The organism is Bacillus sp. FJAT-22090 (genome assembly GCF_007676755.1).
In the GTDB taxonomy this organism is placed as follows: Bacteria; Bacillota; Bacilli; order Bacillales_A; family Planococcaceae; genus Psychrobacillus.
This window is the reverse complement of record NZ_VEBK01000001.1, coordinates 40,634-60,769: the sequence shown is the minus strand read 5'-3', so window position 1 is coordinate 60,769 and position 20,136 is coordinate 40,634. Positions and strand designations below refer to the sequence as shown.

Sequence of the window (20,136 nt, the reverse complement as noted above, 5' to 3'; positions counted from 1 at the left end):
TCTCGGTTATCGCTAAATATCGATTTAAAATATTCACCATAGCCGGAGGATACTAATGAATGAGCGTATAAAAAAAATTACAAATGACATAACTGCATTTTGGAAAAGTAGAACGAAAACGCAAAAAGGAACACTAATAGGAAGTGTGGCAGCTGTTATATTATTTGCAGTTGTACTTACTTACTTTTTAACCAAAACAGAATTTGTTCCACTATACTCAGATGCCGCACCTTCAGAAATAGGACGTATAAAAGAAACACTGGATGCTCAAGGAGTTCCAAATGAGATTGCTGCGGGTGGTACATCCATTTTAGTTCCCAAAGAACAAGTGGACTCATTATTAGTTCAACTAGCAGCAGAAGGGTTTCCAGAGTCAGGAATGATTGATTATAGTTTCTTCTCTCAAAATGCTGGTTTTGGTATGACGGATAACGAGTTTAATGTATTGAAGCTAGCTTCTATGCAAACTGAATTAGCAAACTTGATTAAAAGTGTAGAAGGAGTAAAAGATGCGAAAGTAATGATTACATTACCAGAAGAAGGTGTCTTTTTATCTCAAAGTAACGAATCTGCAAGTGCTTCAATTGTGCTAAATACGAAACCAGGATATCAATTTACTGAATCTCAAATCTTGTCCTTATACAATTTGGTTTCTAAATCAGTTCCTAATTTAGCAAAAGAAAATATTGTTATCACTAATCAATTTTTCGAGTACTTTGATTTGAAATCGGCAAACTCAGGTACAGGTGGAGCAAGCGCTACAGATCAAATGGCCATTAAGAAAACTATTGAACGAGATTTGCAAAGACAAGTACAAACAATGTTAAGTACCTTAATGGGGCAAGATAAAGTAGTTGTTTCTGTAACAACAGATATTGATTTCAAACAAGAAAATAGAGAAGAAAATTTAGTTGAGCCTGTGGATGAAGAAAATATGGCAGGTATTGAAATTAGTGCACAACGAATTTCAGAGACGTTTACTGGAAATAATCCAGTTGCAGGTGGAACACCACAAGCAGAGGATGCAACAGATAATTTTACAAACTATGTCGAAGGTTCTAATGCAAACGGTGACTATGAAAGAACAGAAGATATGATAAACAGCGAAGTGAATCGTATTCGTAAAGAAATTGTTGAAAGTCCATATAAAATTAGAGATATCGGTATTCAAGTAATGGTTGAGCCACCTGATGCTGAAGATATATCTTCTATGCCAAATGGGGTACAAGGCGACATAGAACAAATTCTTGCGACTATTATTCGAACTTCTATTGATAAAGAGGAAGTAGGCGAGTTGTCGGAACAACAATTACAAGAAAAAATTGTTGTGTCTGTTCAACCATTTAACGGCAAAGCTGTGGCTACTGCAGAAAAAACATCTGTAATTCCTTGGTGGGCATATGTAGTTGGAGGAATTTTATTAGCTGCAATTATTCTTCTAATAATCTTTATTATTCGATCTAGAAGAAAAGACGAGGAAGAATTAGTTATTCTCGAAGAACAAAGAGAAGAGTTAAAAATTGACGATATCAATGATGAAAAAGAAACAGAAGCTACTTTAAGACGAAAACAACTAGAAAAAATGGCTAAAGATAAACCAGATGACTTTGCTAAATTGTTACGTACTTGGATAGCAGAGGATTAACTTTATTCAAGGAAATAAAGTTAAAGTCTTCGCCGAATATCACAGATTTTAACAGGCTTTAAACAGTATGCCGGGCTAACAATCTGGATGCAATTATTGCTAAGTCATAATGGATAAGGGGGACGGCCATGAATAAGAAAGAAAAAGAACTTAGTGGGAGACAAAAAGCTGCACTCTTATTGATTTCACTTGGGCCTGAAGTGTCAGCTTCCATTTATAAACATCTAAATGAAGAAGAAATCGAGCGTTTGACATTAGAAATTTCTAGTGTGAAAAAAGTCGAGCCCGAAATTAAAGAAGATATTATTGAAGAGTTCCATAATATCGCACTTGCACAAGATTATATTTCACAAGGTGGTATTGGTTATGCCAAAACCATTCTTGAAAAAGCACTTGGTACAGAACATGCCCAGTCCATTATTAATCGCTTAACGTCTTCCCTGCAAGTAAGACCTTTTGATTTTGCTAGACGTGCAGAGCCGACACAATTATTTAACTTTATACAAAATGAACACCCACAAACAATTGCGCTTATTCTATCTTATCTAGAAGCACAGCAGGCGGGAATAATTCTTTCTTCTTTGCCTCAGGAAGTGCAAGCGGACATCGCCAAGCGTATAGCAACAATGGATTCTACTTCACCTGAAGTTATAAGTGAAATCGAATCAGTATTAGAAAGAAAGCTTTCTTCGACCGTCACGCAAGATTACACAGAAACCGGTGGAGTTGATGCAGTGGTGGAAGTTTTAAATGGTGTTGACCGTACAACAGAAAAAACTATTTTGGATGCTTTAGAAATCCAAGACCCTGAACTTGCAGAAGAAATTAAGAAAAGAATGTTTGTGTTTGAAGATATTGTTACATTGGATAATCGTTCGATTCAACGCGTTATTCGTGATTGTGAAAATGAGGACCTGCTACTTTCGATGAAAGTATCCAGCGAAGAAGTAAAAGACGTTATTTTCCGGAATATGTCTACTCGTATGGCAGACACATTTAAAGAAGAGATGGAATTTATGGGTCCTGTTAGATTGCGAGACGTGGAAGAAGCACAATCTCGTATTGTTACCGTCATTAGAAGGCTAGAAGATGCTGGTGAAATAATTATTGCACGTGGTGGAGGAGATGACATTATTGTCTAAGATTTTCCGAAGCGTTCAAGTAAGTGAAAACAGTGAAAAGATAAAACCTATTCAAATAAAAAATCTGTATGTTCAAGAAGAATTGGACACGGAACAACCTCTTTCTTTGGAAATAATTTTAAAAGAAAGAGAAAAGATGCTCCAAGAAGTAGAACAAGAGATTTCTCAGAAAAAAGCTACTTTATCAAATGAAATAGAAGAAACCACTCAATATATTGAGCATGAACGAAAAGTTTGGGACGAACAAAAGCTGGAATTCCAAAAGCAAGCTTACGATGAGGGGTTTACGCAAGGTCTGGAGGAAGGACGTCAAAAGGCGCTTTCCGATATGCAAGGTGCATTACAAACTGCAAACGAAACGATGCAAATAGCTCATGAAAATGCAGCGAAATATTTGCAACAGCAAGAACAGATTATTTTGGAACTTGGTCTTCGTACAGCTGAACGAATTATAGGGACAAAGCTAGAGGAAAATGAAGAACTGTTTTTATCCATTGTTCAAAGAGGCTTAAAAGAAGCAAGAGAAATGAAAGAGATTAAATTGTATGTTTCTCCTACTTATTTTGCATTAGTATCTAGTAATCGTGAGGAGCTTGCCTCTTTGTTTCCAATTGACGTGCCATTTATGATCTTCGTAGACGATGAGATGAATGAAACAGATTGCTATATTGAAACCAATCATGGAAGAATTGTTGTAAGCATAGATGAACAATTGCAAGAACTACGACAAAAATTAGTGAATATGATAGATAACTTGGAGTGAATGTGATGAAAGCGGCCGATTTAATTCAACAAATATCGAGTGTACCTACATTTAAAAAATATGGTCGTGTTAGTCGTGTTGTTGGATTAATGATTGAATCACAAGGTCCTGAGAGTTCCATAGGGGACGTCTGTAAAATTCATATAAACTCTTCTAAAAACGGTCCTTCCATTATTCTTGCTGAAGTAGTCGGATTTAAAGAAGAAATAGTTGTTCTCATGCCATATACAAATATTCGAGAAATTTCTACTGGTTGTTTGGTAGAAGGAACGAATAGTCCTTTAGAGATAAAGGTAGGCGCAGAGTTAATTGGAAAAGTGCTCGATTCTATGGGGAATCCAATTGATGGTACAGTACTACCTAAAGGATTAATGACTGTTGGTACGGAACAGGATCCACCCAATCCTCTTACTCGTCCACCAATCGATGAACGAATGGAAGTAGGAGTAAAAGCAATCGATGGTATGTTAACAATCGGTAAAGGCCAACGGGTAGGTATATTTGCCGGGTCTGGGGTCGGAAAAAGTACTCTACTTGGTATGATCGCAAGAAATACAAATGCCGATTTAAATGTTATTGCACTTATAGGAGAACGCGGTAGAGAAGTTCGTGAATTTATTGAGCGAGATTTGGGTAAAGAAGGATTAGAGAGGTCAATTGTTGTTGCAGCCACATCTGATCAACCTGCTTTAATGCGTATTAAAGGGGCCTTTACTGCTACTGCGATTGCGGAGTATTTCCGAGATAAAGGTTTAAATGTCATGCTAATGATGGATTCTGTTACACGAGTAGCAATGGCACAGCGGGAAATAGGACTAGCAGTTGGGGAACCTCCCGCTACAAGAGGATATACTCCTTCCGTCTTTGCAATTTTACCGAAGCTTTTGGAACGAACAGGAACAAATGAGCATGGAACAATTACAGCTTTTTATACTGTGTTAGTAGATGGGGACGATATGAACGAGCCGATTGCAGATACCGTACGAGGGATTTTGGATGGACATATTGTACTCGATCGCTCATTGGCCAATAAAGGGCAATATCCAGCGATTAATGTTCTAAAGAGCATCAGTCGTCTAATGAATCATATTTCGGATGAGGACCATAAAAAAGCTGCTGAACGATTGCGAGATTTATATTTTACGTACAATAAATCAGAGGATTTGATCAATATAGGGGCATATAAACGAGGCACTTCTAAAGAAATTGATGAAGCTATACAATATGAGCCTCTTATTACCTCTTTTTTAAAGCAAGGCTATTTAGACAAAGTATCGTTAAATTCGACTGTGGATGAATTAGTGAAACTATCAGGTGGTGGTTCATAAAATGGTTGCGTATCAATATAAATTTGCAAAAGTGTTAAATATTCGAGAACAAGAAAAGTCAGAAACGGAAATTGCTTATAAAGAATCGGTGAACACTTTTGAGAAAATAGCTACTGAATTATACGATCTTCTGAAAAAGAAGGAAAATACAATGGATGTTCAAAATGATCGCTTGACGTTAGGGTTATCGATTGATGCAGTTCACCATTATTCAAACTATATAGAAGGTCTACAAAAGAGAATTGATATTGTTCAAAAAGAAGTAATACAAGCGCGTTCGAAAATGAATTGGTTTGAAGAAAAGTTAGTAGAAAAGTCGTTGGAAGTTCGTAAGTTTGAAAAAATCAAAGAAAAAGACTTTGAGCAATTCCAACAAGAACAAAATCGATTAGAAACAATACAATTAGATGAAATTTCTTCTTTAAAGTTTCAAAACAAAGAGATTAGGTGAGTAGTAGCATGGCTAAACGGAACAAATCGGATAAAAGCATTCAACAAGTGAAAGAAGATTCAAAAGGTGTTAGCAAGATGAAAATGTTTTTGTATTGGTTTATCATTCCTTTTTTATTTGCTTTAGCTCTGCTCTTAATTGTTGCACAAATAGCAAATATAAATGTTTTTGAAAAAGTAAAAGAAATTACTAGTTCAGACCAAGCCCAAACAGTAACAACAGATGTACAAACTGAACGTCTAGAAACTAAAGTCGTTTCGTTACAAGCCGATATTCAAGAAAAAGAAGCTCAGATTGGAAAATTGCAAACAGAGATAGACAATTCCGCAAAATCAAACGAAGCCCTTTTAGTAGAACAACAAAGATTACTGGACGAAATTGAAACGCTTAAAAGAGAACAAACAAGTACGAAACAAGAATATGCTGAAATAGTTTCTACTTTCGAAAAAATGTCTGCTAAGTCGGCAGCACCCGTTATTGCGAAAATGAGTGATGCAGAAGCTTTACGTATTTTAACTAGTTTAAAACCCGATACGGTAGCAAAAATTTATGAAAAAATGACACCAGAAGATGCTGCAAAATATACAGAGCTTATGACAAAACAATAAGCTATTCTTTAATTTGAAAGGAGGTGAAAAGACTTGAATATCGCGACGTTAGTAAACATGGGGAATAATATTACCCTCCAATCCAAAGGTCAAGAATTACCGATTGAATCCAATCAAATTTTTGGGAATGTATTTGGTCAAATCTTATCAAACCAACAAATACAACAGCCAAATGAAGTAATAGTTAATATGAAAGACCAGAATATTATAGGGGACTTACAAGCTATTCTTGAATCATCAACTTTGGAAGAGTTAGAAACATTACTAGGTTCCAATGATTTAGCAGTAAAACCAAAGGAATTGAAAGAATTACTAGGTAAGCTGCTAGGAGAAGATTCAGATCCTAATGATATGGATGACTCCAATGTTTGGGATTTGCTAGCAGGTATTAACGAACAAGCAAGTAAGCTAACAGATACCATCATTCAGTCCTTAAATGGTCAAGGATCGGTAAATCCGCTTGAAGCAAAAGAAGCTGTACAATTGTTAAAAGTGGTTCAATTAATTGGGAAAAAATCAGATCTGACATTTAAACAGGAATCGACATTATTTGATGTAGAGCAATTAATTGAAGGTATTAAAGAAATGGTCTCGAAAGATTTAGCGACTGAAGAAAATGTACAATTAATACCGAATAATACGAAGACCCTAACATTAGAACAAGCGATGAGACCTGTCGTGCAGCAAGTGATTATTAAACAAATGGCAACTTCTACTGAAAAAGTGATAGATACTAAAGAAGTCACTACGAATATACAGAGTCAATCACCAACGATTGTTCAGACAAAGGTGGAAACCGTCTCAGTGACGCTCCCTAATGAAAAACCTGCTCAATCTGAAGAACTTATGAAAGAACTACAAAAAGCCATGTCCCGTGTCCAATTTGGTCAAGCAGGTGGAGCAAACCGACTTGTAGTAAAACTGTATCCGGAACATTTAGGAACAATACGTATAGAACTAATTCAAAAAGATGGCATGCTTACAACTAAAATGCTAGCGTCTACTGCCCTTGGAAAAGAACTATTAGATTCGCATTCTCATCAATTGAAACAAGGCTTGGTAAGTCAAAATATTCAATTAGATAAATTGGAAATCACACAAGCTTTGCAAGATACTTCTAGACAGGAACGCAATCAATCTTTCCAAGAATCATTTAGACAGCACCAACAAGAACAACAAGAAACTAATAAAGAAGAAAAAGAAGAAATTTCTAATTTCGAAGACTTTTTGAAGGAAATGGAGGTTTAATAGATGGCAGATATGAATCCAATTACAAATAATATGTACTTGGCAAATCAAAAAAAAGTAGAAAAGCAAACAGGAAGTAGTGCTCTTGGGAAAGATGCATTCTTGAAAATACTAATGACTCAGTTACAAAATCAAGATCCAACTAACCCAATGAAAGACAATGAATTCATAGCCCAGATGGCTCAGTTCTCATCTCTAGAGCAAATGCAAAACCTAGCTACTGCTTTTAAAGAATTTGCTGCAGTACAAGAGCAATCTCAAATGATTGAGTACAGTAGCTTTGTCGGTAAGGAAGTTAAATGGCATGAAGTAACAGATAAACTAGATGAAAATAAAAAGCCTATTATTAATGAAGGCACCGGTCAAATTACAGGCATTAAATTTGTAAATGGAAGTGTGGAATTTACACTTGCTGACGGTAAAGTTATTACACCAGGTAATATTTCTGAGATTATTGGAGGTAGCGCAAATTCCAATAGTCTAGTGGAAGCTAGTATGCTAATAGGCAAAACGGTTAGCTATATACCGAAGAGTGCAGAAACCGATCAAAAAACAACTAGTGAAACTGATGAAAATTCAGAACCACCTACTGGACAAACAGCACAGGTTGAATCTGTTTCTAAAAAAGATGGAAAAGTCGTATTTAATTTGAGTGATGGAACAACTATTACTTCAGATCAAATAATATCTATTAAATAAAATTGAACGGAGAACTGCAATGGATAACGTAAATCTTCACCGTGTTCCGCTGCAAACAACCATCCGTCAACCGATTACGCCTAAACAAGTTGTTGCACCTAAACAATCGTTTTTACAGCAACTTCATGAAGCTACTGGAAAAACTGAATTGAAGGTAAGTAAACATGCCAACCAACGATTAACTGAAAGAAATATTCATATAACGGATGCAGAATGGCAACTTGTGAGTGACAAAGTTTTTGAAGCCCGCTCAAAAGGTGTAAAAGACTCATTAGTATTGATGGACCAAGCAGCGCTAATCGTTAGTGCAAAAAACGCAACAGTGATTACCGCTATGGATCGCACGGAAGCGAAAGATCAATTATTTACAAATATCGATGGCACAATTGTGCTTAACTAATAAATAGCAGGACCTGTTAAAGGATGCTATGTGCAGCGGACTGATTGAAGCTAGCACGCAAATTGAAGGGAGAAAAAATAAATGATTCGCTCAATGTACTCAGGTATTTCAGGTTTAAAAAACTTCCAAACCAAACTGGATGTTATCGGTAACAATATCGCCAATGTCAATACGTATGGATTTAAAAAAGGACGTACTATTTTCAAAGACTTAATTTCACAAACGACTTCCGGGGCATCAGCTGCAACGGGAACACGTGGTGGAGTTAACGCAAAACAAGTAGGACTAGGTTCTCAGTTAGCTGCGATTGACACAATTCACTCTGGTGGTTCTATGCAATCTACGGGAAATACATTAGATTTGGCGATATCTGGAGATGGATTTTTCATTGTTGCAGATGGGGTAGGCGTAGACAATGCAGGAGCAGGTCAATTTACTAATCCATTATATACACGAGCAGGCAACTTCTATATGGATAACAATGGCTATTTGGTTAATTCGGATGGAAAATATGTAGTAGGAGTTGCAGCTACTTGGAATGGTGTTTCCGATGATGTAGGTACTGAGTACCCAAATGCATCTGATGTAACAGCAGATACAACAGTAACTGGAAATTTAGATACAGACAATACAGGGTTCACTCCCGATGGCAAACCTGTTACCTCCACAACCGGAACAATAGAATATACACCAATTAGAATCCCTACAAACGCACAAAGTATGAGTGTTGGTCAGGATGGTACAGTTTCATTTGTCGATTCGGAAGGTACTTTAAAATGGGCGGGACAATTAGTACTTTCGAAATTCCCTAACCCAGGAGGACTAGCTAAAGCTGGTTCAAATTATTTTCAACAAACAGCAAACTCCGGTTCTCCATTTAATCAAACTGCTACAAATGAGGGTATGGGTTCTGTAAACTCTGGTTTCCTAGAAATGTCTAACGTTGACTTATCTGAAGAATTCACAGATATGATCGTTGCACAACGTGGGTTCCAAGCGAATACGCGTATCATTACAACTTCTGACCAAATACTGGAAGAACTTGTAAACTTAAAACGTTAATCTATTAAACTAATAATTTTGTAAGGGAGGGGTGGGCCGTTCCTAGAATGGCCCGGCCCTTATATAGATGATTAATTTAACTCGATTGAACGGCAAAGAGTTTTCGTTGAATGCTCTATACATAGAGACGGTTGAATCTTTTCCGGATACAACGATAACACTAACAAACGGTCATAAATATGTTGCGTTGGAATCCAGAGAAGAGGTACACGCTCAAATTTCTCGATTTTACAAGGAAATACATATATTATCGAACCCCCATATTAGAGGAGAAGAACATGAAGAGTAAAAATAAACTGCTTACCATTATGCTTATTATTTTAGTTTCCATTACTTTAGTTGGCGTTATTGCATTACTCCTTATTTTTCAGTTAAATAAAGGCGATAAGGAAGAAACCGGCCCGACTATTGATGAAATAGTGGAATCATCCGTTGATATACCCGAAATTACAACGAATCTTTCAACAAATAAATTCATACGCATTTCGTTAAAAGTGCAAACGGATAGTACGAAAGCTGGAGAAGAATTAACGAAACGTGATTTCCAAGTGAAAGATATTGTCATTACAGAGCTTTCTGAAATGACTCCAGAAGATTTAGAAGGTAAGCAAGGCAAAGCGAATTTTCAATCATTGTTGAAAGCCAAAATTAATGAGTTAATGGATGAAGGAGAAGTGCAGCAGGTTTATATAACTTCTTATATAATTCAGTAAAGTAATATTTGGAATGGAGGTGGGCAGATTGGCAGGAGATATATTATCTCAATCAGAAATAGATGCGTTGTTAAGTGCGCTTTCGACAGGCGAAATGACAGCAGATGAGATGAAAAGCGAACAGGAATCTAGAAAAGTCAGAGTATATGATTTTAAACGAGCGCTTCGCTTTTCAAAGGATCAGATTCGAAGTTTAACCCGGATCCATGAAAATTTTGCCCGTTTGTTAACCACATTTTTTTCTGCCCAATTAAGATCGTACGTACAAATTTCAGTTGTGTCAGTTGACCAAATTCCGTTTGAAGAATTCATTCGATCGGTACCACATATGACACTTATTAATGTATTTGAAGTCCCGCCGCTCGAAGGGAATATCTTGATGGAGATAAATCCGAACATTGCTTATTCCATGCTCGATCTACTAATGGGTGGTAAAGGTGAAGCACATACAAAAACAGATAACTTGACCGAAATTGAAACAAAAATTATGACGAACTTATTTGAACGCTCGTTTGATAATCTTCGGGAAGCGTGGGTTAACATTGCGGATATAGATCCGATATTGACAGAGCTTGAGGTAAATCCACAATTTCTACAAATGATTTCTCCAAATGAAACAGTCGTTGTTATATCATTTAACACAATTGTTGGTGAAACGAGTGGAATGATTAATATTTGTATACCACATGTTGTTTTAGAACCTATTGTACCAAACTTATCGGTACGCTATTGGATGCAAACAAATAAAAAAGAAGTGTCACCAGAACAATTAAAAGTGCTTGAAAGAAGGGTAAAATCAGCAGAGATTCCGATGATAGTAGAATTAGGTTCTACCGATATTTCCGTTGAAGATTTGCTTTATTTACAATTAGGTGATGTTATCCAATTAAATGCTAAAATAGATAATCCGTTAACGATTAAAGTAGGAGATATTCCAAAATTTAAAGCACAACCAGGAAAACTAAAAAAACGAATGGCTGTACAAGTCATTGAAACTTTGAAAGGAGGAGAGGATGATGATGAGTGATGATATGCTCTCCCAAGAAGAAATTGAGGCCCTCCTTAGAGGAACCACATTAGAAGAGGAAAAAGATAATGAAAACACGGAAGTGATCATTGTAGAGGATTATCTTGATGCTTTTGCACAAGACACGCTTGGTGAAATCGGGAATATCTCATTTGGTAGTTCGGCGACTGCTTTGTCTTCTTTGTTGGGACAGAAAGTTGATATAACGACCCCAAGTATTAGCATGATTAATCGATCTAGATTAAAGGAGGAATTCCCTCATCCATATGTGGCTGTACAAGTTCAATATACAGCTGGGCTAATCGGGATGAACCTTCTTGTGATCAAACAATCAGATGCTGCAATTATTGCTGATTTGATGCTTGGTGGAGATGGGATTGATCCTAAACCTGAGCTTAGTGAAATACAGCTAAGTGCTGTTCAGGAAGCAATGAATCAAATGATGGGCTCAGCAGCTACATCTATGTCCACTGTTTTTAATAAAAAGGTTGATATTTCTCCTCCTTCTATTGATTTGATGGATTTATTAGCAGATGAAGGAGCAGATGCTATTCCGAATGATGAAATGCTTATTAAGATTTCATTTCGTTTACGGATCGGAGAATTAATTGATTCGAATATTATGCAATTACTTCCACTAGAATTTGGCTTGAAATTAGTAAAGTCACTAATGGGAGAAGACGATGAGCAGGAAGCTGCAGCGACCATCATGGAAGAAAGAGTAGAAACTTCTCCAGCGCAGGCGCAATCACAAACAACACAAACGCATCAACAAGTGCCGTCACAAGCACAAACGCAAGTTAGTCAACCTGCCCGTCCTGTAGCACCACCAGTAGAAGTGCAGCAAGCACAATTTGCTAGTTTTGAAGCGCCAAGTTTATCACAAAATGAATCAAGAAATTTAAATTTACTACTTGATATTCCACTGCAAGTAACAGTAGAATTAGGTCGTACTAAAAGAACTGTGAAAGAAATATTAGAACTTACTAGCGGGTCCATTATTGAACTGGATAAGTTAGCCGGTGAGCCAGTGGATATTCTAGTGAACAATAGACACATTGCTAAAGGTGAGGTTGTTGTAATCGATGAAAACTTTGGTGTACGTATTACAGACATTCTAAGCCAAGCGGAACGTATTCATAATTTAAGATAGTACTGGAGGAGACATATTATGTCGAAAAGAATTTTAATAGTTGATGATGCAGCATTTATGAGAATGATGATTAAGGATATTTTGTCCAAAAATGGATTTGAAGTAGTAGGAGAAGCCGCAGATGGGATTCAAGCTATTGAAAAGTATGCAGAACTTAAACCGGATCTAGTAACAATGGACATTACCATGCCTGAAATGGATGGAATTGCTGCCTTGAAAGAAATTAAAGCAAAAGACTCAAATGCTACTATTATTATGTGTTCAGCTATGGGTCAACAAGCGATGGTAATTGATGCAATTCAAGCTGGAGCGAAAGACTTTATCGTTAAACCTTTCCAAGCGGACCGTGTAATTGAAGCAATTTCCAAAGCTCTCGGGTAATACAATGAGGAAATTATCCCTCGTTTTATGTATCACATCTCTTTTTTTATTACCGTTTGCTATGGACGTAAATGCCGCAACAGATTCAAATGAAAGTATTCAAGAACATTACAATAAATCAAAGACCGATACAAAAGAAAAACCCGCCCCTGCTATTGATGATGAGAAACCTAATGTTGATGAATCTAGTGGGGTATCGGTTACTATTTGGGATTATATTAAAATGATCTTTGCTTTACTATTTGTTGTATTGTTGCTTTATACACTATTACGGTTTGTAAATAGCAGAAATAAAACATTCCAACGTAGTCAGCTAATACAAAATCTAGGTGGAGTTGGAGTAAGTCAAGGTAAATCTGTTCAGTTATTACAAGTAGGTAACTCTATCTATCTCGTTGGTATTGGAGAAGATATCACATTATTAAAAGAAATAAAGAATCCTGAAGAGATAGAGATGTTAACAAAAATATACGTAGAAAAGCAAGAGAATGGAAAAACAGTTCCATACATATCTGAACTCGTTAACCGCTTTAAAGAGAATATATCTTCTAAATCGAAAAGTAATGAAAAAAAGGATCTTTCATTTAACGAAACATTCCAAAAAAAGTTACGAGAAATTAAAAAAGACCGTAGTGATGTATTAGAGGATTGGAAGACAAAGGAGCGCGAAAAAAATGAATGATTTTGTCCAGTTTTTCTCGGACAGTGATCCGTCAAATGTCTCTACTTCAATCAAATTAATGCTATTGCTAACGGTTTTATCTTTGGCACCAAGCATTTTAATATTAATGACTAGTTTTGCTAGAATTGTTATTATTCTTTCGTTTGTTCGTACTGCCTTGGCGACACAACAAATGCCTCCCAACCAAGTTATTGTGGGATTGGCCTTGTTTTTAACTTTTTTTATCATGGCTCCTACGTTTCAACAAGTGAATGAGGAAGCGTTAACTCCACTTTTCAACGAGGATATTTCGTTAGAACAAGCATACGAAAATGCAAGTGGACCATTTAAAGAGTTTATGAGCAAGCATACAAGACAGAAAGACTTAGAATTATTTTTACGGTATACAGAAGCAGAACGACCAGAAAGCATAGATGACATACCGCTTACAGTAATGGTTCCTGCATTTGCATTAAGTGAAATTAAAACCGCTTTTCAAATTGGTTTTATGATCTTTATCCCTTTTTTAGTAATTGATATGATTGTAGCCAGTATATTAATGTCAATGGGTATGATGATGCTACCGCCAGTAATGATCTCACTACCATTTAAAATTTTATTGTTTGTGTTAGTGGATGGTTGGTATTTAGTCATGAAATCCATTTTACAAAGTTTTTAGGAGCTGATAGTAATGAGTAATGAAATGGTTATTTCGATTGCAGAACAAGCTATTTGGGTCATACTTCTTACATCAGGTCCTCTTTTATTGATCGCATTAATCACTGGTCTTGCAGTAAGTATTTTTCAAGCGACAACACAAATTCAAGAACAAACACTTGCATTTGTTCCTAAAATTATTGCTGTTTTAGTTGGAATTGTTTTTTTTGGACCTTGGATGTTGTCACATGTAACCTCCTATGCATCCGATATTTTTGAAAATTTAGTACGATACATTGGTTGATGGCATGGAAGAAATTTTACCAAAATTGACGATTTTATTACTTATTATTGCAAGAGTTTCTGCATTTTTTGTTACGCTACCACTTTTTTCACACCGTACGATTCCTGCAACGCATCGGATTGCATTTGCTGTCGTTATTTCGTGGATGATGTATTACACAATGGATGTTGAGCCATTTGAAGTGAATGGTGATTATATATTACTGATTATGAAAGAAGTGATCGTTGGTTTATTTATCGGATTACTTGCTTATATCATTATGTCTGCCATACAAATTGCAGGTGGGTTTATTGACTTCCAAATGGGATTTGCTATTGCGAATGTAATTGATCCACAAACAGGAGCGCAAAGTCCTTTAATAGGCCAGTTCTTAAACACGCTGGCACTTCTATTGTTGCTTGCTTTGAATGGTCATCATTTATTGTTGGACGGTATTTTTTATAGTTATCAATTTATACCGATGGAGCTTTCCTGGCCACCTTTTGGTCAAGAAAACTTTATAGAATTTATAATGAAAACTTTTGCTGGAGTTTTTGCAGTAGCATTTCAAATGTCTATTCCAATTGTAGCAACTCTATTTTTAGTAGATATCGCGCTTGGTATTACTGCGAGAACAGTTCCACAGTTAAATATTTTTGTTGTCGGTTTTCCGATTAAAATAGGTGTTAGTTTTTTAGTGCTTTTTGTTATGATGGGTGTATTAATGGCGGTAGTTCAAAAGATGTTTGAAATTATGGTCGTTAGTATGCGAGACTTAATGATCATTTTAGGCGGTGGCTAATATGTACAGACTCCAATTAGATTTACAGTTTTTCTCTGGGGAAAAAACAGAAAAAGCGACACCTAAAAAAAGACAAGACTCGCGAAAAAAGGGTCAAGTATTAAAAAGCCAAGATGTTACAAGTGCAATTGTATTACTAGCAGTTTTCCTATTTTTATTTTTCTTTTCAGGTTTCCTACGAACGGAAATATTTTCATTCTTTGAAGTTACATTTACAAAATATATGTTAATAGATTCAATGACTATTGAGACGGCTATTAAAATTTATAAAGATATGCTGATGGAAATGGCCAAAATCTTACTTCCTATCATGCTAGTAGCAGTTTTAGCTTCTATAGCTGCTAACTTTTTTCAATTTGGTTTACTCTTTACAACGGAACCTCTTAAGTTTGATTTAAAAAAGATTGATCCGATTAAAGGGTTAAAGCGAATTTTTTCTTTAAAGGCAATTATTGAGCTATTGAAATCTATTTTGAAAATTTCTTTTATTGGATCTGTAACTACGCTTATTTTATGGATGAATCTAGAACAAGTTCTTTCCTTGTCATTTAAAACAGCATGGGATACGCTATCGACCGTTGGATGGTTAACTGGCATGATGGGGATTGCTGCTTCTTGTGTGCTGCTATTTATTTCTATTCTGGATTTCTTCTATCAGCGTTTCGACTATGAAAAAAATCTAAAGATGTCGAAACAAGACATTAAAGATGAACATAAAAACTCGGATGGAGATCCAATTATTAAATCGCGTATTAGACAGCGACAAAGAGAGATGGCCATGCGCCGAATGATGCAGGAAGTTCCGACTGCCGATGTGGTGATTACCAACCCGACCCACTTTGCCATCGCGCTTAAATACGATGACGAATCCATGGATGCTCCAATAGTTGTTGCAAAAGGTGCTGATTTTGTTGCACAAAAGATCAAGCTAATTGCTAAAGAAAATGATGTAGTGATGGTTGAAAACCGTCCACTTGCTCGAGCAATGTTTGATCAAGTGGAAATTGGTCAACGAATTCCAGATGAATTCTTTAAGGCAGTTGCAGAAGTACTAGCTTATGTATATCGAATTAAACAAAAAATTTAAAGGCAAAGATTGAGGTGGAAGTATATGCAAGTCCGCGATATAACTGTATTAGCTGCTGTAATATCTATTGTGGCGATGCTAGTAATACCTCTTCCTCATTGGTTATTAAGCTTTTTAATAATCATTAATATTACCATTGCATTGCTTATTTTAATGACTTCTATGAATATGCAGGAAGCACTTCAATTTTCCGTATTTCCACCCTTATTGCTAATCGTTACTTTGTTCCGACTTGGTCTGAATGTATCCACTACGAGAGCAATTTTATCGGAAGGAGACGCTGGTAAAGTTGTTGAAACGTTTGGGACGTTTGTAACCGGGGGTAATATTTTAGTAGGTTTAGTTGTATTTGCTATTTTGGTAATTATTCAATTCATTGTTATTACAAAGGGAGCGGAGCGTGTATCCGAAGTTGCGGCTCGTTTTACACTTGATGCGATGCCAGGTAAACAAATGAGTATTGATGCGGATTTAAATGCAGGTATGATTTCCGAAAAGGAAGCAAGAGAAAGACGTGAAAAAGTTAGTGGAGAAGCTGACTTTTACGGTGCCATGGATGGGGCTACAAAATTCGTAAAAGGAGATGCTATTGCTGGGATAATTATCGTTCTTATCAATTTAACAGTTGGAATTATTATCGGGGTAGTACAATTAGGTCTACCTTTTGGAGAAGCAGCTGTATTGTTCTCCACACTGACTGTTGGGGATGGTTTAGTCTCTCAAATTCCAGCTCTATTAATCTCTACTGCAACAGGTATTGTTGTAACGAGAGCAGCATCTGAAGGGAATTTAGGAACTGATATTACAAGTCAGTTGTTTTCGCAGCCTAAGTTACTGTACGTTGCAGCGGTTACCATTGCACTTTTAGGAATTGTTACACCAATTGGTGCTCTTATTACTTTTCCAATCGCGATTGCGCTAGCCATAGGTGCTTATATGATGTCGAGAAATAGCAAAGAAGATCCGGAAGAAATCGAAGAATACGAAGAAGAAATTGCCACGGATACGATGAAAAGTCCGGAAAATGTTATTAATCTACTAAACGTAGATCCAATCGAATTTGAGTTTGGTTATGGACTTATTCCATTAGTGGACGCCGCACAAGGTGGAGATTTACTCGATCGTGTCGTAATGATTCGTAGACAGTTAGCGCTTGAGCTCGGAGTAGTAATTCCCGTCGTTCGTATTCGAGATAATATTCAATTACAACCGAATGAATATCGTATCAAAATTAAGGGTAATGAAATGGCTCGAGGAGAACTGCTACTTGATCATTATTTAGCCATGAGTCCAGGTGACGATGATTCGATTGAAGGAATTGATACAATTGAACCTTCATTTGGCCTACCTGCTAAATGGATTACAGAATCAGTAAAAGAAGAGGCTGAAATACTTGGCTATACAGTAGTTGATCCACCAAGTGTTGTTTCTACTCATATGACGGAGATAATCCGAAATAATGCTCATGAATTACTAGGGCGTCAAGAAACGAAACAGCTGATCGATCATATTAGAGAAACGTATCCAATACTTGTTGATGAACTAACACCTACTCCTTTAACAGTTGGTGAAATTCAAAAAGTATTAGGGAATTTATTGCGTGAGCATGTGTCGATTCGAAATTTACCAATTATTTTTGAAACACTTGCCGATTATTCAAAAATGACTTCCGATGTCGATATATTAACAGAATATACAAGACAATCTTTAGCAAAACAAATCACTACCCAGTATGCAGGAAATAATCATGTCTTAAAAGTTTTAACTGTTTCTGGAAAAGTGGAAAAGTTAATAGCTGATAGTATTCAACAAACAGAACATGGGAACTATTTATCTATAGATCCAAACGATTCGCAAGCAATTTTGGAAACGATGGCAAGAGAAATAGAACGAGCATCCTTAATGGAACAATCTCCTATTATTTTATGCTCTCCTGCAGTTCGTATGTATTTAAGACAAATGACAGAAAGGTATTTCCCTCAAATACCAATTCTTTCTTACAATGAATTAGAATCTTCCATTGAGGTACAAAGTGTTGGGGTGGTGAATATAGATTGAAAATGAAAAAATATACTGCTAATACAATGCCAGAAGCAATGAAGCAAATTCGTAAAGAATTAGGTGAAGAAGCAGTCATTTTAAATTCTAAAGTTGTTTATACCAAAGGTTTTTTAGGTATGTTTAAAAAGAAATCTATTGAAGTATTGGCGGGAATGGATGCTTTTGATAATCCAATTGCGTCAGTTGAACAAGTAAGTTTTCAACATATTCAAGAGGAGGATACTACCTCCTTAGAAATAAAAAAAGAACTGGAAGACTTAAAGCAAATGGTTAAATCGATTCAGCGTCCACAAACCAATGCTGTATATCCAGGTGAAACAGAAGCGCTTATTCATCATTTGAAAGAACATGAATTAGCAAAAGAGCTTATCACATCGGTTAGTGATGAGCTTTTCGCGCATATGAAAAAAAATAACGGAACCCTTACCAACGATGATCAGTTAAACGTTACAAAAGATTATTTAACCTCACTGCTAGCTGCATTACCATACGGGGGAGTTTCGTATACGAAGAAATATATAAATGTTTTAGGACCGACCGGAGTTGGAAAAACGACAACTATTGCGAAAATGGCCGCACGTGCCGTATTGGAAAAAAAGAAAAAAGTTGGGTTTATAACGACAGATACATATCGAATTGCAGCGATTGAGCAACTCAAAACGTATGCCGGTTTGCTTCAAGCACCGATAGAAATTGTTTATAACGAAAAAGATTTGCAAGAAGCTATGGGTAAATATGAGGAATTAGATATTGTCTTTATTGATACAGCTGGTCGAAATTATAAAGAAATTAAATTTGTGGAAGATTTACAAAAACTAATTGATTTCAAAGAAAATACTGAAACATACCTTGTTTTATCTTCTACATCAAAGCAAAAAGATATGGAAGTGATCATTGAACAATTTAATGATTTTCCTATTGAAAAATTTATCTTTACAAAAATTGATGAAACAAATTCTATTGGCTCAATCATTAATTTAATGGTTAAATATAAGAAGGGACTTGCTTACTATACGGATGGTCAAGAAGTCCCGGAGGATATTGTGGAAGCTAATCTAAATGAATTACTCAATTTATTGTTAAAGGGGATTCGTTATGAGAGATCAAGCTGAAGAATTAAGAATGCAAATGCTTCGAAGTCAAAATAGGCTCGGTCGATCAATTGCGGTAGTTAGTGGAAAAGGAGGAGTAGGTAAAAGCAACTTTTCCATGAATTTCACTACTACTTTAAGCGGGTTAGGAAAGAAAGTCGTACTTATTGATATGGATATTGGAATGGGGAATATTCACATATTACTTGGAAAAACGGTCCCGACAAATCTAAAAGATTATTTGGTTGGAGAAAAATCGATTGAAGAAGTAATGTTCGAAGGTCCTAATAATTTGCGATATATTTCAGGAGGATCTGGTTTGTCTGGAGTGATGGAATGGAACGAAAAAATGTTCGAGCGATTGGTCCAAGCGTTCGAATATTTACAAAGAAATTATGATTATATTGTTTTTGATATGGGAGCAGGTGCCACTAGACAAACATTGGACTTACTTGTTTCGGTCGACGAGATTATCGTTATTACAACCGCAGAACCGACTTCCATAACAGATGCATATTCTATGATGAAGTTTATCCATTTTAAAGATCCCGATAAAAACTACTTTTTACTTTGCAATCGAGCGTTTTCTGAGGAAGAAGGAGAGGATACTACTTCCAGACTACAACTTGCCATGTCGAAGTTTTTATCAAAAGAAATTATTGTACTTGGATCTTTGCCAGAGGATCCAGTCGTTCGCAAATCAGTAAAAGAACAAGTTCCTTTCTCTATTTTATACCCGAATGCGGCCATTACGAAAAAGTTAAAACATATCGTGAGTCGCTTTGCAGATTTTGAAATGGAAGATCAAGCAATTCCAAAACAAAGCAAATTCATATCTCGATTGAAAAAACTATTTTCGGGGAGGTCATGAACA

The 20,136-nt window shown here is 36.1% G+C and carries 23 protein-coding genes; all 23 read left to right on the top strand.

Annotation, left to right across the window (positions count from 1 at the left end; all coding sequences use genetic code 11):
- Positions 1-55: 55 nt before the first annotated feature.
- The 23 genes from fliF to FS486_RS00190 all read left to right on the top strand — a co-directional run bounded on the left by fliF (position 56) and on the right by FS486_RS00190 (position 20,133).
- Positions 56-1,645, top strand: a complete 1,590-nt coding sequence (gene fliF / locus FS486_RS00300; protein WP_144509260.1) for a flagellar basal-body MS-ring/collar protein FliF — start codon at positions 56-58, stop codon at positions 1,643-1,645.
- 128 nt (positions 1,646-1,773) lie between these two features.
- On the top strand, positions 1,774-2,787 hold the full coding sequence (gene fliG, locus FS486_RS00295) for a flagellar motor switch protein FliG (RefSeq protein WP_144509259.1): 1,014 nt from the start codon (positions 1,774-1,776) through the stop codon (positions 2,785-2,787).
- A complete protein-coding gene (fliH, locus tag FS486_RS00290; RefSeq protein ID WP_186321276.1) occupies positions 2,771-3,550 on the top strand; it encodes a flagellar assembly protein FliH in 780 nt (259 codons plus the stop codon). Before fliG ends, fliH begins: the two co-directional genes overlap by 17 nt.
- 5 nt (positions 3,551-3,555) lie before the next feature.
- Positions 3,556-4,878 (top strand): flagellar protein export ATPase FliI, encoded by a 1,323-nt coding sequence (gene fliI / locus FS486_RS00285; protein ID WP_144509257.1) that lies wholly within the window; start codon positions 3,556-3,558, stop codon positions 4,876-4,878.
- Position 4,879: 1 nt separating this feature from the next.
- Positions 4,880-5,329: a flagellar export protein FliJ gene (fliJ, locus tag FS486_RS00280; RefSeq protein ID WP_144509256.1), complete on the top strand. Its 450-nt coding sequence runs from the start codon at positions 4,880-4,882 to the stop codon at positions 5,327-5,329.
- A gap of 8 nt (positions 5,330-5,337) precedes the next feature.
- Positions 5,338-5,937, top strand: coding sequence for a MotE family protein (locus tag FS486_RS00275; RefSeq protein WP_144509255.1), 600 nt, complete (start codon positions 5,338-5,340; stop codon positions 5,935-5,937).
- Positions 5,938-5,970: 33 nt separating this feature from the next.
- The gene (locus FS486_RS00270; protein ID WP_144509254.1) at positions 5,971-7,185 is read left to right on the top strand and encodes a flagellar hook-length control protein FliK; all 1,215 of its coding nucleotides are present in this window, start codon (positions 5,971-5,973) and stop codon (positions 7,183-7,185) included.
- A 3-nt stretch (positions 7,186-7,188) separates the two neighbouring features.
- Positions 7,189-7,884, top strand: coding sequence for a flagellar hook assembly protein FlgD (flgD, locus tag FS486_RS00265; RefSeq protein ID WP_144509253.1), 696 nt, complete (start codon positions 7,189-7,191; stop codon positions 7,882-7,884).
- A gap of 19 nt (positions 7,885-7,903) precedes the next feature.
- Positions 7,904-8,284 carry a TIGR02530 family flagellar biosynthesis protein gene (locus tag FS486_RS00260; protein ID WP_144509252.1) on the top strand — a complete coding sequence of 127 codons (381 nt, stop codon included), beginning with the start codon at positions 7,904-7,906 and terminating at the stop codon, positions 8,282-8,284.
- An 81-nt stretch (positions 8,285-8,365) separates the two neighbouring features.
- The gene (locus tag FS486_RS00255) at positions 8,366-9,346 is read left to right on the top strand and encodes a flagellar hook-basal body complex protein (protein WP_144509251.1); all 981 of its coding nucleotides are present in this window, start codon (positions 8,366-8,368) and stop codon (positions 9,344-9,346) included.
- A gap of 67 nt (positions 9,347-9,413) precedes the next feature.
- Positions 9,414-9,635: a flagellar FlbD family protein gene (locus tag FS486_RS00250; protein WP_144509250.1), complete on the top strand. Its 222-nt coding sequence runs from the start codon at positions 9,414-9,416 to the stop codon at positions 9,633-9,635.
- Positions 9,625-10,059 (top strand): flagellar basal body-associated protein FliL, encoded by a 435-nt coding sequence (gene fliL, locus FS486_RS00245; RefSeq protein WP_144509249.1) that lies wholly within the window; start codon positions 9,625-9,627, stop codon positions 10,057-10,059. Before FS486_RS00250 ends, fliL begins: the two co-directional genes overlap by 11 nt.
- 28 nt (positions 10,060-10,087) lie before the next feature.
- The gene (gene fliM / locus FS486_RS00240) at positions 10,088-11,086 is read left to right on the top strand and encodes a flagellar motor switch protein FliM (RefSeq protein WP_144509248.1); all 999 of its coding nucleotides are present in this window, start codon (positions 10,088-10,090) and stop codon (positions 11,084-11,086) included.
- Positions 11,079-12,239, top strand: a complete 1,161-nt coding sequence (fliY, locus tag FS486_RS00235; RefSeq protein ID WP_144509678.1) for a flagellar motor switch phosphatase FliY — start codon at positions 11,079-11,081, stop codon at positions 12,237-12,239. The genes fliM and fliY overlap by 8 nt, the downstream gene beginning before the upstream one ends.
- 18 nt (positions 12,240-12,257) lie before the next feature.
- Complete coding sequence (locus FS486_RS00230; RefSeq protein WP_144509247.1) at positions 12,258-12,620, top strand: response regulator; 363 nt, start codon at positions 12,258-12,260, stop codon at positions 12,618-12,620.
- 4 nt (positions 12,621-12,624) lie between these two features.
- Positions 12,625-13,302: a flagellar biosynthetic protein FliO gene (locus tag FS486_RS00225; protein WP_144509246.1), complete on the top strand. Its 678-nt coding sequence runs from the start codon at positions 12,625-12,627 to the stop codon at positions 13,300-13,302.
- On the top strand, positions 13,295-13,960 hold the full coding sequence (fliP, locus tag FS486_RS00220) for a flagellar type III secretion system pore protein FliP (RefSeq protein WP_144509245.1): 666 nt from the start codon (positions 13,295-13,297) through the stop codon (positions 13,958-13,960). The genes FS486_RS00225 and fliP overlap by 8 nt, the downstream gene beginning before the upstream one ends.
- Before the next feature lie 12 nt (positions 13,961-13,972).
- The gene (gene fliQ, locus FS486_RS00215) at positions 13,973-14,242 is read left to right on the top strand and encodes a flagellar biosynthesis protein FliQ (protein WP_144509244.1); all 270 of its coding nucleotides are present in this window, start codon (positions 13,973-13,975) and stop codon (positions 14,240-14,242) included.
- Positions 14,243-14,246: 4 nt separating this feature from the next.
- Positions 14,247-15,023: a flagellar biosynthetic protein FliR gene (fliR, locus tag FS486_RS00210; RefSeq protein WP_144509243.1), complete on the top strand. Its 777-nt coding sequence runs from the start codon at positions 14,247-14,249 to the stop codon at positions 15,021-15,023.
- 1 nt (position 15,024) lies between these two features.
- Complete coding sequence (gene flhB, locus FS486_RS00205) at positions 15,025-16,110, top strand: flagellar biosynthesis protein FlhB (protein WP_144509242.1); 1,086 nt, start codon at positions 15,025-15,027, stop codon at positions 16,108-16,110.
- A gap of 24 nt (positions 16,111-16,134) precedes the next feature.
- Positions 16,135-18,168: a flagellar biosynthesis protein FlhA gene (flhA, locus tag FS486_RS00200; protein ID WP_144509241.1), complete on the top strand. Its 2,034-nt coding sequence runs from the start codon at positions 16,135-16,137 to the stop codon at positions 18,166-18,168.
- Positions 18,165-19,283: a flagellar biosynthesis GTPase FlhF gene (gene flhF / locus FS486_RS00195; protein WP_144509240.1), complete on the top strand. Its 1,119-nt coding sequence runs from the start codon at positions 18,165-18,167 to the stop codon at positions 19,281-19,283. The genes flhA and flhF overlap by 4 nt, the downstream gene beginning before the upstream one ends.
- Positions 19,267-20,133 carry a MinD/ParA family protein gene (locus FS486_RS00190; protein WP_144509239.1) on the top strand — a complete coding sequence of 289 codons (867 nt, stop codon included), beginning with the start codon at positions 19,267-19,269 and terminating at the stop codon, positions 20,131-20,133. Before flhF ends, FS486_RS00190 begins: the two co-directional genes overlap by 17 nt.
- The last annotated feature ends 3 nt before the right edge of the window (positions 20,134-20,136 follow it).

Coding starts and splice junctions, on each gene's coding strand:
- fliR (WP_144509243.1), top strand. CDS start 14,247: ATGGAAGAAATTTTACCAAAATTGACGATTTTATTACTTATTATTGCA.
- FS486_RS00275 (WP_144509255.1), top strand. CDS start 5,338: ATGGCTAAACGGAACAAATCGGATAAAAGCATTCAACAAGTGAAAGAA.
- fliY (WP_144509678.1), top strand. CDS start 11,079: ATGAGTGATGATATGCTCTCCCAAGAAGAAATTGAGGCCCTCCTTAGA.
- FS486_RS00225 (WP_144509246.1), top strand. CDS start 12,625: ATGAGGAAATTATCCCTCGTTTTATGTATCACATCTCTTTTTTTATTA.
- FS486_RS00260 (WP_144509252.1), top strand. CDS start 7,904: ATGGATAACGTAAATCTTCACCGTGTTCCGCTGCAAACAACCATCCGT.
- FS486_RS00255 (WP_144509251.1), top strand. CDS start 8,366: ATGATTCGCTCAATGTACTCAGGTATTTCAGGTTTAAAAAACTTCCAA.
- fliH (WP_186321276.1), top strand. CDS start 2,771: ATGACATTATTGTCTAAGATTTTCCGAAGCGTTCAAGTAAGTGAAAAC.
- fliI (WP_144509257.1), top strand. CDS start 3,556: ATGAAAGCGGCCGATTTAATTCAACAAATATCGAGTGTACCTACATTT.
- FS486_RS00250 (WP_144509250.1), top strand. CDS start 9,414: ATGATTAATTTAACTCGATTGAACGGCAAAGAGTTTTCGTTGAATGCT.
- flgD (WP_144509253.1), top strand. CDS start 7,189: ATGGCAGATATGAATCCAATTACAAATAATATGTACTTGGCAAATCAA.
- fliL (WP_144509249.1), top strand. CDS start 9,625: ATGAAGAGTAAAAATAAACTGCTTACCATTATGCTTATTATTTTAGTT.
- fliQ (WP_144509244.1), top strand. CDS start 13,973: ATGAGTAATGAAATGGTTATTTCGATTGCAGAACAAGCTATTTGGGTC.
- flhA (WP_144509241.1), top strand. CDS start 16,135: ATGCAAGTCCGCGATATAACTGTATTAGCTGCTGTAATATCTATTGTG.
- fliP (WP_144509245.1), top strand. CDS start 13,295: ATGAATGATTTTGTCCAGTTTTTCTCGGACAGTGATCCGTCAAATGTC.
- FS486_RS00190 (WP_144509239.1), top strand. CDS start 19,267: ATGAGAGATCAAGCTGAAGAATTAAGAATGCAAATGCTTCGAAGTCAA.
- fliJ (WP_144509256.1), top strand. CDS start 4,880: ATGGTTGCGTATCAATATAAATTTGCAAAAGTGTTAAATATTCGAGAA.
- fliF (WP_144509260.1), top strand. CDS start 56: ATGAATGAGCGTATAAAAAAAATTACAAATGACATAACTGCATTTTGG.
- FS486_RS00230 (WP_144509247.1), top strand. CDS start 12,258: ATGTCGAAAAGAATTTTAATAGTTGATGATGCAGCATTTATGAGAATG.
- fliG (WP_144509259.1), top strand. CDS start 1,774: ATGAATAAGAAAGAAAAAGAACTTAGTGGGAGACAAAAAGCTGCACTC.
- flhB (WP_144509242.1), top strand. CDS start 15,025: ATGTACAGACTCCAATTAGATTTACAGTTTTTCTCTGGGGAAAAAACA.